The 14,133-nt window shown below is 49.2% G+C and carries 13 protein-coding genes; 10 read left to right on the top strand and 3 right to left on the bottom strand.

The genetic code is table 11. The features are described 5' to 3' along the window. Positions 1-45: 45 nt before the first annotated feature. The 7 genes from EGM68_RS20235 to EGM68_RS20205 all read left to right on the top strand — a co-directional run bounded on the left by EGM68_RS20235 (position 46) and on the right by EGM68_RS20205 (position 7,845). A complete protein-coding gene (locus EGM68_RS20235) occupies positions 46-1,038 on the top strand; it encodes an ABC transporter ATP-binding protein (protein WP_040102991.1) in 993 nt (330 codons plus the stop codon). Further along, positions 1,028-1,834, top strand: coding sequence for an ABC transporter permease (locus EGM68_RS20230; protein WP_025678798.1), 807 nt, complete (start codon positions 1,028-1,030; stop codon positions 1,832-1,834). The genes EGM68_RS20235 and EGM68_RS20230 overlap by 11 nt, the downstream gene beginning before the upstream one ends. Position 1,835: 1 nt before the next feature. Further along, on the top strand, positions 1,836-2,648 hold the full coding sequence (locus EGM68_RS20225; protein WP_129549901.1) for an ABC transporter permease: 813 nt from the start codon (positions 1,836-1,838) through the stop codon (positions 2,646-2,648). 49 nt (positions 2,649-2,697) lie between these two features. Next, positions 2,698-4,230: a hypothetical protein gene (locus EGM68_RS20220; protein WP_129549900.1), complete on the top strand. Its 1,533-nt coding sequence runs from the start codon at positions 2,698-2,700 to the stop codon at positions 4,228-4,230. A gap of 17 nt (positions 4,231-4,247) precedes the next feature. Beyond that, a complete protein-coding gene (locus EGM68_RS20215) occupies positions 4,248-5,399 on the top strand; it encodes a UDP-glucuronosyltransferase (protein WP_129549899.1) in 1,152 nt (383 codons plus the stop codon). Continuing rightward, positions 5,396-6,484 carry a Gfo/Idh/MocA family protein gene (locus tag EGM68_RS20210; RefSeq protein WP_129549898.1) on the top strand — a complete coding sequence of 363 codons (1,089 nt, stop codon included), beginning with the start codon at positions 5,396-5,398 and terminating at the stop codon, positions 6,482-6,484. The genes EGM68_RS20215 and EGM68_RS20210 overlap by 4 nt, the downstream gene beginning before the upstream one ends. Before the next feature lie 83 nt (positions 6,485-6,567). Continuing rightward, on the top strand, positions 6,568-7,845 hold the full coding sequence (locus tag EGM68_RS20205) for a type III PLP-dependent enzyme (RefSeq protein ID WP_129549897.1): 1,278 nt from the start codon (positions 6,568-6,570) through the stop codon (positions 7,843-7,845). Between the two features lie 87 nt (positions 7,846-7,932). Here the strand turns inward: EGM68_RS20205 and EGM68_RS20200 are convergent, their stop codons facing one another. The 3 genes from EGM68_RS20200 to efeO are packed head-to-tail and all read right to left on the bottom strand — an operon-like array spanning position 7,933 to position 12,034. After that, on the bottom strand, positions 7,933-9,762 hold the full coding sequence (locus EGM68_RS20200; protein WP_025678789.1) for an FTR1 family iron permease: 1,830 nt from the start codon (positions 9,760-9,762) through the stop codon (positions 7,933-7,935). A gap of 24 nt (positions 9,763-9,786) precedes the next feature. Continuing rightward, complete coding sequence (gene efeB, locus EGM68_RS20195) at positions 9,787-11,151, bottom strand: iron uptake transporter deferrochelatase/peroxidase subunit (protein WP_129549896.1); 1,365 nt, start codon at positions 11,149-11,151, stop codon at positions 9,787-9,789. Between the two features lie 4 nt (positions 11,152-11,155). Beyond that, positions 11,156-12,034: an iron uptake system protein EfeO gene (gene efeO / locus EGM68_RS20190; RefSeq protein WP_044787347.1), complete on the bottom strand. Its 879-nt coding sequence runs from the start codon at positions 12,032-12,034 to the stop codon at positions 11,156-11,158. A 308-nt stretch (positions 12,035-12,342) separates the two neighbouring features. Between efeO and EGM68_RS20185 the strand changes: the two genes are divergently transcribed. The 3 genes from EGM68_RS20185 to EGM68_RS20175 all read left to right on the top strand — a co-directional run bounded on the left by EGM68_RS20185 (position 12,343) and on the right by EGM68_RS20175 (position 14,128). Beyond that, positions 12,343-12,570: a helix-turn-helix domain-containing protein gene (locus EGM68_RS20185; protein ID WP_013372773.1), complete on the top strand. Its 228-nt coding sequence runs from the start codon at positions 12,343-12,345 to the stop codon at positions 12,568-12,570. Positions 12,571-12,988: 418 nt separating this feature from the next. Continuing rightward, positions 12,989-13,471 carry a hypothetical protein gene (locus EGM68_RS20180; RefSeq protein ID WP_025678785.1) on the top strand — a complete coding sequence of 161 codons (483 nt, stop codon included), beginning with the start codon at positions 12,989-12,991 and terminating at the stop codon, positions 13,469-13,471. 165 nt (positions 13,472-13,636) lie between these two features. Then, positions 13,637-14,128: a hypothetical protein gene (locus tag EGM68_RS20175; RefSeq protein WP_013372771.1), complete on the top strand. Its 492-nt coding sequence runs from the start codon at positions 13,637-13,639 to the stop codon at positions 14,126-14,128. The last annotated feature ends 5 nt before the right edge of the window (positions 14,129-14,133 follow it).

The following is a 14,133-nucleotide window of genomic DNA, read 5'->3' as shown; positions in this document are numbered from 1 at the left end:
CGTTCATCCAGGTATCACGCATAGAGGAAAGAGGAGGGGAATTCATTGCCGTCCATTACATTAAACCAATTGTCGAAAACGTTTACGTACTACAAAAAGGAGCCGGGCGTGCGCAAATCGCTACAAAATTTGTTTAAGCGTGAACAGCTGACCAAGAAGGCTGTACAGGATGTTAGCTTTAGCATTGAGGAAGGAGAAATTGTCGGATTTCTTGGTCCCAACGGGGCGGGCAAAACAACAACGCTCAAAATGCTGTCCGGCATTCTCCATCCCACGGACGGGGAGGCATCGGTACTCGGCTTTACTCCCTGGAAGCGACAAAAAGAGTTTAAACGTCAGTTTTCCATCGTGATGGGACAGAAAAACCAGCTTTGGTGGGATTTGCCTGCAAGCGAGTCGTTCGAGCTGAACAAGCTTATCTACGAAATCGATGATAATCGTTATAAAGAGGCGCTGGATGAACTGGTCACTTTGCTTGGGGTGGAGGAGCAGCTTCATGTGCAGGTTCGGCGGCTATCGCTCGGCGAGCGTATGAAAATGGAACTGATCGCCGCGCTGCTGCATCGTCCACGGGTCATTTTACTGGATGAGCCGACCATTGGACTGGACCTTGTTTCTCAGCGGCGAATTCGAGAGTTTTTCAAAGCCTATAACCGCACCCACCGGACGACCATTTTGCTGACAAGCCACTATATGAAGGACATTGAGGATCTATGCACTAGGTCCATCATTATCAGTGGGGGCAGACTGGTGTATGACGGAGACTTACACAAGGTGAATGAGGTCATCGGTGCCCGTAAATTACTTAAGGTTCGACTGGAGAACCCCGTATCCAACCTAACATTGGCGAGCCTCGGCAAACTTCGCTCCAACTCGGAGCTGGAGGCGGTATTTGAGCTGGATGCAGAAGATACGTTGGCTTGGTCCAAAAAGATTTTGGACGCACTGCCTGTCGTTGATTTTACGATTGAGGACGTCCCGCTGGAAGAGGGGATAGCCAATTTGTACGATGGGGGCAGGCTGGCCGATGCGAAATAACAAATATGTGAAGGTACTCCAGCTTGGCATGCAAAACGAAATGGAGTATCGGGCCAATTATTGGCTTCAAATGGCTGGGTTTATGTTGCCGATCATGACACAAATATTTCTCTGGCTTGCGGTATTCGGTTCTTCGGGACAAGCAAGTGTGCTGGGTTACTCTCTGTCGGAAATGCTGGTGTATGTAGTTATGGCAGGGGTAACTGGAAAACTGATTGCCACGGGCTTTGAATACGAAATTGCTACAGACATCAAGGAAGGCGGACTGGCAAAATTCATGGTACAGCCTGTGCATTATTTTGCTTACCGTTTTTGCCGGTTTATCGGAGGCAAAGTCATACAGTCTGCAGTCGTGCTGCTGGCGGCTGCTATTTTGTTGTTATGTCTTAGCCTGGAAGGACAAATCAGCTTCGGGCTGTCGCATATCCTGCTTTACATATTGGCATTGCCGGGAGCGCTTGTGCTTAATTTTGTGGTCTATTACGCGCTCAGCGGCATAGCCTTTTGGGTGACGGAATCGGCAGGACTATTTTACACGCTGTCGCTGGTTATTTATGTAGCTAGCGGTACCGTGTTTCCGCTGACGATTTTTGGAGATGCTTTGGCCCGTCTGTTCAGTTTGCTGCCGTTCAGCTACACCGTATTTTTTCCGGTGAATGCGTTGACGGGCAAGCTGACTGTACTGGAAGCCGCCGAAGGCATTGGCGTGCAATGGATCTGGATTGCAGTGCTGGCGGCCGTATCACGCTGGGTGTGGCAAGCCGGAGTCAAACGCTTTGTCTCGGTGGGGGGTTAACATGAAACATGTTTTTCGAAACGTTGGACGTTACCTCAGATTGTACTGGAAGTTCGTCCAGTTTTCCGTCATGTCGCAGATGGAATATCGCATTAATTTTATAACAGCCTTTCTAGTTGAAACGGCTTATTTGCTGATCAAGCTGCTGTACGCCTCGGTTCCATACCGGGCAGGGACGGACATTAACGGCTGGTCTCCTGACGCCATACTTTTATATATTGGCGTGTTTACGATGATGAGCGGATTTTACAGTGGATTATTTTACAGTAATTTTACAAGCCTGCCTGAAAAAATCCGGACTGGCTCACTGGACGTGCTCATGACCAAACCCGTATCCCTGCAATTTATGGTGACACTGCGTCAATTTGAGCTGGGCTATACCTTACCGAATGTAATTGGCGGCGGAATTATGACGGGGGTCGGCTGGCATCGACTCGGATTGCCGTTTAATTTGGAAACCGTAGGAGGGTTCTCCGTGCTGCTCGGATGCGGAGTGCTTACGGCATACTCCGTATTTTTGCTGCCCCAACTGCTGGCCTTCTGGATTATTCGCACGAACGGTGTTACAGAGCTATCCAACAGCATTTTCGAGACAAACTATGTGCCAATGGCCGTGTACAGTAACCTGATTCAGCGTATTGGCTTGTTTGTGCTTCCGGTGTTTGTCATCTGTAATTTTCCGCCCATGTTCATTCTCGGCAAAATGGAACCCGGTTTGATGCTATGGGCATTTCTCGCACCTCTCTGGCTGCTGGCGATTATTCGCTTGATATGGCAGTTTGCTCTACGTGATTATACGAGCGCGAGCCAGTAGCGCTACCCTGTACTAGGTTCATAATGAAGCAGGAAAGGAAGCGAATCATATGAATGCGATACCTAACCAGCGTCATTTATATATGGGAACGTTCGAAGCGGAGGCTTACTGGCGAGATAGCGAGCTAGCTTCCCTGCCCGCCCTGCCTGACCGGGCTTCTTCTGCCATTGTAGCAGCTATGGATGAATTGCTATTTAGCTTTTGCCAACCGGGAGACGCTCTATTGACACGTTACGCCATTTCGCCCGTACATCGTCAGTATATCGCGCAGTTGGGCTTTCATCCGGCTGTAAACGAACGGGATTTGACTGACGGAATGGAACAGGCGGGCAATGTGGCGGCCGCTTCTGTTTTTGAGCTGCTGAGCAGTCGCAAGACGGATGCCGGGGGAGGTTTTCCTCAACTGGAAGGCTGCGTGCTCAGTCCGTTTGCGGGGTTGCCGCATGTGGAGGAGGCTGCACGTGCTTGGGGAATTACATTGCATCAGCCGCCGCTGGAAACGATTCGCAAGGTAAATGCCAAAACCTATTCCTCTGAGCTGAAACGCAGTCTTGGTCTGCGCAACCCTGGTCATATTGTGACTTCGTTTGCGGATGTCGCTGAAGCAGGGCGTAAACTGCTGCGGGATGGAAGCTTTTTAATCAAGGATGATTTTGGCGTATCGGGCAAAGGCAATCTGCACATTACTTCGACACAAATGCTGGATCGGGTCGTATCGTATTTGCGTGGACAGGAGCGCAAAGGCAAACGGGTACTGTTCTTGCTGGAGCCTTTTCTGGAGAAAGAGCAGGATTTTTCATGCCAATTTACGATTGGCGATGATGGGCGTGTCGACATCGTATCTGTGCAATGGCTGGCCAATACTCAATTCGCCTATCGGGAATCCCTATCGCCGGACAGGGCTTTTATGGAGCGTCTGGAGCGTGACGGCTATTTTAGCTTAATGCAGGATGTGGGACAGCAATTGTATCGGGATGGATATTACGGCGATGTATGCATAGACTCCATGACACTTCGTGGTGGAAAGCTGGAGCCCATTATCGAAATTAATGCCAGAAAGTCGATGAGTTTGATTAAGCATCAGCTTGATACCTATCTGGCCGGGAAAAATATGCGTGGCACGTTGACGAATTATTCGCTTTCCCATGATGGCAGTCTATCTTATGAAGAACTGCTGTTAGGGCTAGAAGGCGAGGGATTGCTGTTTACAGGTGAACGTGAGGAAGGTGTCATGCCTCTGGGAGCCAATACGTTATATGTAAACACAGGTGGACGTGACGGTGAGAACAGGATTGTAGGCCATACCCCTGTGCCAAGCAGAAATGCAACCGGGCGCGGAGGCAGATCATCTGCCAAGCAGGTTCGTATAAGTGGGATTGGAGCCGGCGATGGCGGATCAGAAGGGAACGGCATGGGTCAGCCTGACTTGAGTGGTACAAAAGAAGCTGATGGAAATGAACGGGCACGAGGCAAAGGCCGGCTTTATTTGGAACTGGTTGCTGCGAGTGATGAGGAAAAAATGCGATTGACTACAAAGCTGGAGCGTTTTTTGGCAGAGCGACATTTTACAGTGCTGAATTAAACGGGAGGCGTATAAGCATGCGTAAGAGTACGGAGAAGCTTATGAAGGTAACGATTTTGTGTTCCGGTTTCGGATTGGGCTTTTATACCCCTGGCTTGCTGCTGCAAGCGGGTCTTCGCAGGCTGGGCATGGATACGGCGATCCATGTATTTGAAAATGTACTGCCGGAATCGGCCCGACTCAAGGTCGACAAAAGCCGGAAAGCTTACCATGACAATTTTGCAGTGGCCTTAATGTCGCAGAAGGTTCCGCAGGATATGCGTAATTCACTGGACCCTGCAGCGATGGAAGTACTGCTGAACCAATGGATAGAAGAGGATCGGCAGTATTTTATATGCTTATCCGGTCATTGGATGTATGTACTGGAGGAGTATCGCAAGCGCAGAGAGTCGGAGTCGGTGCATGTGGACATTGTGTATATGGATTCGACACCTTCTCCTTCCTGGAAAAATCTAGCCAAGCATAACCCGCATTTTGCTGATGGCTGTGGAGAAACGACCCTGTTTGAAAATGATAAAAATAGAGTCAGCCACTATATTGACATCCCGGCAGTGGAGCATATCCCTTTTGAAGCACGGCAAGCCCGTTTATTCGTACATGGCGGCGGTTGGGGGATGGGTACCTACCGTGAGAAGGTTGGACGGTTAGAAGAAGCGGGCTGGGAACTGGATCTGTTGTTGTATGATCAGGATCAACCAGATGAAGAGCGGGACAGTATACGCTATTTTCGGATGGACCCGCAGTGGAGAACATGGCAGCGAAATGAAGCCGGGGAGCATACATTTCCACCTTTCGGAGAGGTGAAAATAGGTGATGAAACGGTGTATCAGGTCGGACCGGATTACCATTGCATGCTGGACCGAGCATGTCATGCCCAGGCCATTGTCAGCAAGCCCGGTGGCGGCAGCCTGACCGATTCGTTCGCTACAGCTACTCCGCTGATTATGCTGGAACCGTTTGGCGTGCATGAGAAGCATAATGCGGATCTATGGGAACGTCTGGGGTTAGGCATGCGCTACGAGACATGGATAGAAACCTATGGCGGCAGTGCCCAGATCCTGGAGGAAATGCATCGGAGAATCGTAGAGCTGCGCAGTCGGACGCCACGTTATATAGAATCCTATATGAAGAGCATTCAAGTGCCATCAGGAATGGAGCAGGGATCATGAACGCTGCCGCGGCTGCGCAAGAACCTGCGATGCAAGATATTCGCTTCGGGATCATTGGTTGTTCTGCCATTGCCCCTCGTGCGTTGCTGGAACCGATCCGACATGTTGCAGGAGCACGCGTGACCGCGCTTGCGAATCGTACGGTTACCAAGGCCCAAGAAATGGCAGAGCGTTATGAAGTCAATGTCGTTTATGGTCATGCTGAGGATATGCTTAAAGACCCGGACATCGACGCTGTATATATTGCGCTCAGCAACGATTTACATGCTGAGTGGATCGGCAGAGCCTTACAAGCTCACAAGCACGTGCTGGTGGAAAAACCGTTATGCCTGAATACAGCTGATCTGGCTCCCTTGGCGGCTATCGTCGAACAGAGCAACGCTTATCTGCTGGAGGGAGTCATGGTGCAGCATCACCCTTGGCAGCGTGAACTGCGAAGAATCATAGAATCAGGTCGTTATGGTCGCTTATGCTCCATAGAAACGAGTCTATGCATTCCGGCAAAAGAAGGGCATGCGGACAATTACCGATCCCGTCCGGAGCAGGGTGGGGGATGCTTTTGGGATTTGGGTGTGTACTGGCTCCAGTTTCTTCAGGCCGTTGTTGGATTGGAGCAGGCGGAATTCCACAGTCAATCGGATTTCGCTGGCCCTCATGGTTGTGACTGGACATTTCATGCGCAAGCCCGTTACCCGAGCGGACTAGAGGCATCTGCCCTCTTCTCATTTGAGCGTCCTTATCGCTGTGCTCATGTACTGACCTTTGATTCGGCAGTAGTCACCTTAAAGGATTGCTTTCGAGCGAATTTGGGTTTCTATAAAATGACACTCAAGACGGAAATAAAGAAGGATATCGCGTTGAATATATCGGATGTGGAAGCACGGTCTGCGCTATCACAGTCATCCTTGCCTACTAAAACAGTTTTTGAGCCTATGAACTATTATGTCAATCAGTTGGATGCCTTCTGCAGCATCATCCGGGGTGAAACGGAGCCTATTCCATTTCATGAGGCTGCTGAACGCGTCAGACTGCTGGCAGCTATTCATAAAGCAGCGCGCTCAGGCGAGGCGATCTATGCAGTATAAGTATGGTCGTGGTTTTCAATCGGTGAGATTCGAATAATGCAAAATACGGAATATTCAAGCAAAGAGAGGAGGGGATTCAGCAGATGGATCAAAAGGACGAAGTTTTACTGGAGCGATTCGGCGAGCATCCGACACCCTTTTATTATTATGATGGAGACGCGCTGCATGCTCACGTCAGCTCGTTGCTGGCCCGGCTACACCCGGCCGTGCGTGTACATTACGCGCTCAAGGCTAATGGTAACGTGGCCTTGGCTGGGTTGCTGCGCTCGTTAGGTTGCGGTGTCGAGATTGCTTCGGCTGGAGAAATGTTCGTCGCCATGGAGGCCGGGTATGCTGCGGAGGACGTACTGTACGCTGGACCGGGGAAAACAATAGCTGAGCTGCGTGAGGCGATAACCTGTGGGATCGGCTGCATTCATGTCGAATCGGTGAGAGAGCTGCGTCTACTGGAGGACATTGCCGCCCAAACGGGCGTGTTTGTCAGGGCTGCGGTTCGAATCAATCCCGATAATGACCTGTCGGGCGCAACGATTAAAATGGGCGGTGTTCCGCGCCCTTTTGGAGTCGATGAAGGGCAACTGGATCACTTTTTTAAGGTGCTGGAAGATTGCCCGCACGTATATTTTCAAGGCATTCAAGTATATACAGGTACGCAAATGCTGAAAGCGGATCAGATTTTAGCTTCATTTGCGAATACCTTGCAGTTGGCAGAACGGGTGCAGGCTCAGTATAGTGTGGCGATGCATACGATCAATTTGGGCGGCGGGTTTGGTGTACCTTATTTTGCCCATGAGCAGCCGCTTGATATGGATCACGTCATTGATGGACTTAATGCACTCGCGGAGCAGACCCGATCCCGCATGCCGGGGGTTAGGCTGATCATCGAAAGCGGCAGGTATCTGGTCGCTCAATCAGGCATGTATGTCTGCCGGGCGTTGTATACCAAGAAATCCAAGGGAGAGAAGTTTGTCGTAGCTGATGGCGGCATGAACCACTATGTCGCAGCTACCTTTCGGGGACGCCGTTTAAGGGACAATTACCCTGTGCGAATTATGCGCAGACAATCAGCAGAGGTTTCTACGGAGCTGGAGACGGTAAGCATTGTTGGTCCGCTGTGTACACCCGAGGATTGTATAGTGAAAAAAGCGGAGTTGCCCCCGATTCAAGAGGGCGATTATATTGCTTTTCCGAATGCAGGAGCCTATGGATTGAGCTACAGCCCATTATATTTTTTGGGACATGCTACTCCGGCGGAACTGCTCGATTATCGCGGGAAAGTGCATATCATTCGTGAACACGGTGATCGCACGGACCTTCTGCATCATCAGCGTATGATTGCGTTGCCTGAGGATGTAATGTAAGTATGAAAAAACGCCAAAATCATGGGATCCGGTATCAAACGGACCTGTGATTTGGCGTTTTTTCATTTTCAGTATTGTAGTATCGATTTAACGTGATTTGGAACTGCGTATCTCCTGACGAACAAGCTGCCATACCATAAAGATCAGCACAAGGGCTTGTGGGGTAAATGTTTCCCAGGTTGGATACATTCCCAACCAGCTAATGGATGGAAGCGAGGACGCGGTGTGTCCCGGAAGCTTGCCAGCCACCTGAAGCGAATGAATACTTTCACCCAGAAAACGAAATACGAGATAGTAAATCAGTACAGTGGCGGTCAGGAAAAAGGCGCGAATTGGTAACCGTACACTGAACTTGATGATTGCAAATGCAAGAACGACCAGTATAACCGTTGCCGAGCCAATGCCGATCAGCAATTGCGAGGTTTCGATGGCTGGAGCCATACCGATATAAAAGATAGCTGTCTCGGCCCCTTCACGTAGAATCGCGAGCGCAGAAACCGCAAAGAGCGACCATAGGCTACCCCGTGCCAGCGCATTGCCTACGCTGTTTTCCACAAAGCGGTTCCACGCAGCAGCATTGGATTTGCTATGCAGCCAGTTACCGACAGTTAGCATCAGCACAACAGCCACCAGCCCGGTGACACCTTCCAGCAGCTCACGCATGCTGCCCGATGCAGCAGCTGCCACCAGCGAGGTGAACAGCACCGCCAGTATTCCGCTTAGCACCAGTCCTGTACCAGCTCCTGCCCATATCCAGCGTCCAGCCACGGCTTCGCCGCTTTTTTTGGCATACGCCAGCAGAGCTGCGAGCACGAGAATGGCCTCCAGGCCCTCACGCAGCAAAATCAGTGCGGCATCCCATGCAGTATAAGAACGTTCTTCTGTCAACGGACGGAGCCTGTCCAGCATCTGATCAAGAGTCTGCAGGGCTTTATCCGTATTCGGTGGAGAAGACAGCAGATATCCGGAAGTCTCTGTCATTTGATTTTCAATTGCAGTGTAAGACGCCGGATCGGAAATTTGTACATGTCCTTCGACGGAAGGCCATAGAGCGATAAACTGCCCTACCTTGTCTGCGGCCTGCTCTGGCTGATTAGCTACAACATCTTGGCGTGCGGATTCAAGCAGGGTGACTGCATCGCCCAGGGAAGCTGTTGAACCATTCGCCGCTCCGGCAGCGGCATTGCCTGCATCTGCTCCTTGATCTGTGTTCTTAAGTTTGCCCTGACTATAATCAGACAGCAGTGTCGTTAACTCCTGCATTTCCTTGAGAGCCTGTGCTTGACGTATGGGCTCTGCTTGCATAGAGATGCGGATGAGGCTGATTTTCGTTTCAAGCGAACTGTATACTGAAAAATGATCCAGACGAATCGGTGTCTCCACCTGATACCATGCTTTAACGATTCGGTCGTAATCCACCCGCGCAGCAGCCCAATCGCCTTTTTGCATGGCAGTCAGACTGCCCTTCGCCATAGGAAGCAGTTTTTCTGCTGCTTTGGCTCCGGCTGGAGCCGGTTTATCTCCTTCGGCAGCAGTCACGTACTCATTGACCGAGCGCGCCAGCACAGATAACGCAGCTTTCGCTGAATCTCCGCCGCCATGGGAAAGAGCCTTTTCCGCATCGGTCAGAGCTTGATCTACGGCCGCGATATGGGCTGAATCCCCGCCGTTTGCTTTGGCGGCTTCCCACAAACCACGGAATTCCTTTAGGTCCTTGGAGGCTTCCGTCCATTGGTCTTGTCCCGCCTCTACCAGTGCTCCGCCGACCACAGGCATTAGCTGATCATTAGAGACAGCTTTAGCATTTGATTGTGCGAAAGCGGCCGACCCGGAGCCGGATATGAAGGGAGTTACTGTCAGCAGCAGAGCTGCTACCAGTACAAACATCCACCCCAAGCTTTTATTGCGCCGATTCATATAAATCCCCTTCCTTGCCTGCTGCTAAAATAACGTATCCCCGATATATCCGCCTTGCGATACACCTGGGAAGCAGGCGAACACCGCACTGCCTTTGTGAACAATATATTCGTTCAGCTTGTCATTGCGTGCAAGCTTCTCCTGAATGTGGACGAACTGCTTGAACAGATCACGCTGGTAGCTGATGAACAGCAGTCCGGCATCGAGCTGTCCTGTTTGCTTGTCTAATCCGCTTGAATAGGAATAAGACCTCCGCAAAATATTAATACTCCCGTTCCCATGAGCCAATGCCACATGAGAGGTAGGGGGCGTAAGCGGCTTGCCTTCCGGACTTGTAGCCGCCAGATCCAGCTTGTCAAACTCTTTGCTTTTGCCCAGTGGGGCACCGCTGCTGCGATGGCGTCCAAAGGTATCCTCCTGGTCACCTAATGTTGAACGATCCCATACCTCTACCCGCATACGAATACGGCGTACAGCCATATAGCTACCGTTGCCCATCCATGCCGGTCCGTCATTGGTCTGTGTCCACACCAACCGGTTCATTTCGTCTGCCTTGGACGTGTCCGGGTTTCCCGTGCCGTCCTTGAAGCCAAGCAAATTGCGCGGGGTGCTTCCCGCAGGATCAGCTTGTGCCGTCCGCTGGAAGCCTTCCTGCGTCCAACGAAGTACCGCTGTTCCTCTGGCGATACGCGCCAAATTACGCAGGGCATGGAAAGCTACCTGCAAGTCATTGGCACATACCTGTACTCCGATATCACCGCCGCACCATTGCTCATCCAGGGCGTCACCTTGAAAACGAGGCAGCTCACTGAACCCGGCAGGCTTGAGACTTGCCAGGCCGTACCGTCCATCAAAAAAGGATGGACCCACACCAAAGGTGATCGTCGTCCGGGACGGAGACAATCCTGCTGCTTCGCCCGTATCGGAAGGAGGGAGGTTGAGATTTTCATTATCAGTGCCAAGCAGCACACCAGAAGTCATTGTAGCGCTTGCTTCCGTCCAGGCCTTGAAGAGATTTCGCACCTGTTCCTTGTCGCGAGTCGTTAGATCGAAAGCAGCGAAACAGATAAAATCTTGTGCTGGAGTTACAATACCCGCCTGATGTTTGCCGTAAAAAGGAACCACATCCTTGGTATCTGCCTCCGTCATCATGCTTTCGAGGCGTTGACTGGCTGACAGCACAGCGCCCACGCCACCGCCGCCAAGCAGTAGACCTAATCCACCTACCCCAGCCAGCTTCAATAGATCACGACGTGATACGGATTTACTTTTTCCTGATCGCTCATCATCCGCGGACTGAGCATCCTTTTCTGTCAGATCAGACTCTTCATTACGGGATTCCGCATACTGCGGCTTTTCTTGTCCTTTTTGCCGCTTAAAGCCTTTCATATCATTACACTCCTAACAATTTTCCCATTTGGGACAACGGTTCTGCCAAAGCATCGAGGTTCTGGCTCAGTTTTTTAATTTCTTCCGGTTTCAGTTTGGTATACGATACATAGCCTTCGCCGTCTTTGAAAGGAGCCAGCTCCTGCTGTAAGGCTGTAAAGCGCTCACCAATTTGTTTTTCCAACGCCGCGTCTTTTTGGTTCAGATCTGTTTTCAAAATGTCATAAATCTTTTGAGCACCTTCTACATTGGCCGCAAAGTCGTACAAGTCTGTATGAGAATAACGCTCCTCTTCACCCGTTACCTTTGAGGTAGATACTTCATTCAGCAACTCGACTGCACCTGTTACCATCAAGCTGGCATCAATGTTAACTGTTTCTACTTTGGCACGCAGCAGCTTGGCATCACTCAGCAGGCGGTCGGAAAACTCGTCCAACCCTTTGGTGGTGTTTTCTTCCCATAATGTTTTCTCAATACGGTGAAAGCCGCGCCAATCCGCTGCCTCCACATCACCGTCACGAGCGTCAATATTCGGGTCCAGATCGCCTAGTGCTTCCGCTATCGGTTCAATTCGTTCATAGTACATACGTGCTGGAGCATACAAAGCCTTGGCTTTGTCCAGCTCGCCAGCTTTGACTGCGTTAGTGAATTCTTCTGTCTTTTTCACAAACGTATCGCACTGCTCAGTTGCATAGGTACGATAAGCCGCAACCGCTTGATCAAAATTGGGAGCAGTCGCCGCAGGAGTCGTGGTCTGTGTTGTTGCTCCTGTATCTTTGGGTGTTGCGGCGGGCTGCTGATCCGCAGTTCCGGCTTGTCCGCAACCTGCAAATAGAATAGAAGAGACCAGCACTCCGGCCGGCACGGCATAACGTAGTTTCATAATCAATGAACACCCTTTCTGGCCAAACTGGCCCTGAACCATAGTCTATAGCGCGATCTCTATATCGAATTATCATTTTTTTGATAATGATTATCAGTCGCATTTTTCCTTATCATAAGGCTGCCCTATATGCCTGTCAATACATATTTTAGACACAAAGTCCAACTCGTCATTAAAGCTACAAGTAAGGTGCCTATGCCCATTTTTATCCGCACATTGAACCATACCTGAGCACATGACATAAAATGTGTTGACTGTATCCCTTAACCTTGTTACACCACACAAAACCCGAGCAAGGAGGGGTGAAATTGACGAAGGGTAACGACCAGAAAAACAAGTTTTTGTTAACTCACCGTGAACGTGAAGTATTTGAACTGCTCGTGCAGGACAAAACGACGCGTGACATCGCCGGACAACTATTTATTAGTGAGAAGACGGTGCGTAACCATATTTCCAACGTAATGCAGAAACTGAACGTAAAAGGTCGTTCACAGGCGGTCGTAGAATTAATCAGGCTTGGCGAATTAAAAATCTGACCTCTCGTTCCTTGCGGGGTACAAAGTCTTCTCAATGATCCTTCAACAATGAAGGATGGTCGGGAAGGCTTTTGTTTTGTGATAAGTTAGCTGACACAATATATCTAAACTAGCAAAGGTGAATATATAACGAAAAAAACGATTAAACCGCTGAAATATATGGGAATTTGTGTGTAAGTGGTGTACTATATAGATAAGGAAGAAAATACCATGTGTTTGCCAATAAATTATATGATTAATTGAGGTGGAAAGCTGTACCACAAAGTTATGTTTAGATAGAAATGCATCTAGTGATAGTCTAAGGATATAAATCCCTACAAAAGCAGTACTCAGCATGGCGACAGGATGGAAGATGAATCAGGTTTTTGCCTAGAGCTACCTGTGGTATATTCTTGATCGGAGGTGAACAATAAGACACATGACACCCAACCAACACTTGATGACTTATACGCTGAACAGCGGTATAAAGGGGACTGTCGACCTGACCAGTAAACAGGTGCAGGAATGGATTAAAGCATATCGAATTGGCAGCAAATTTGTAACGGTTGTGGGCAAACAATATTTTGGTTTAAACCCTGAGTTGGTAGCAGATTTCAAGGTACATAATGAATACTCGGAGCAGAGAGAGCACATATCCATGATACAGCCTGTAATGGAACACAAAGCTGTAGATCTGGACCCACTGGTAGAAGCGTATAGTCAGTATAAAACATTAATTCAGGTAGAATGTAAATGTGGTGCTTCCTATATAGAAGAATCACCTCATAAGAGAACCAAGTGGTCATGCAAGGAATGCAACAATATTGTGTTCCTGGATCGTAAAAAGGGCATGGTGGATACGAATACAGGTAAGGCCTGGTACATGACCAACAAATACTATGTAGAAAGACAAAGCAACTGACGGATTGTCAGTTGCTTTTCTAACAGACTCGCACGCGTCTTTGGTGCATTTCACGATATATTAAATCCATACCTGGAAATGCTACTATATCTTTTGCCAAATAATAAAATTGATGTTTTGTACGCTTTGTAGTACATTATCAAGTGTATTATAAGGAGGCTTCTCATGTACGGACATAGACAAGATGATACTTTATACATCATGACTTACACATTAAATAGTGGTATCAAGGGCACGGTGCCTTTGTCTAATCAACAGATACAGGAATGGCTTGAGTGTTACAGAATCGGTAAGAAATTTGTAACCGAGATTGGCAAAGAGTACTTTGGACTGCATGCGGAACTGGTGGCTGACTTTAAAGTGCACAATCAGTATTCAAGCTATCAGGAGGTCATTATCCCGATTCAACAGCCGGATACTGGCTTAAGAGAGCTGTCTCAAGCTTACAAATCAACAGAAACCTTAATTAAAGTAGATTGCAAATGTGGTACATCGTATGTAACAGAATCCCCCTTTAAGCGGACCAAGTGGTACTGTACCAAATGCCGGGAGATTGTTTTTCTCGACAATAAAAAGGGAATGGTTGATACTTCCAGAGGCAAGGCTCATTATATGACCAATAAGTATTTTGTGGAACGGGAAACAACTGGCGTATAAGCCGG

The sequence above is a fragment of the Paenibacillus sp. M-152 genome (assembly GCF_003856555.1).
Taxonomy (GTDB): Bacteria; Bacillota; Bacilli; order Paenibacillales; family Paenibacillaceae; genus Paenibacillus; species Paenibacillus polymyxa_C.
The sequence above is the reverse complement of the archived record's forward strand: the minus strand, read 5'-3'. Positions and strand labels throughout refer to the sequence as shown.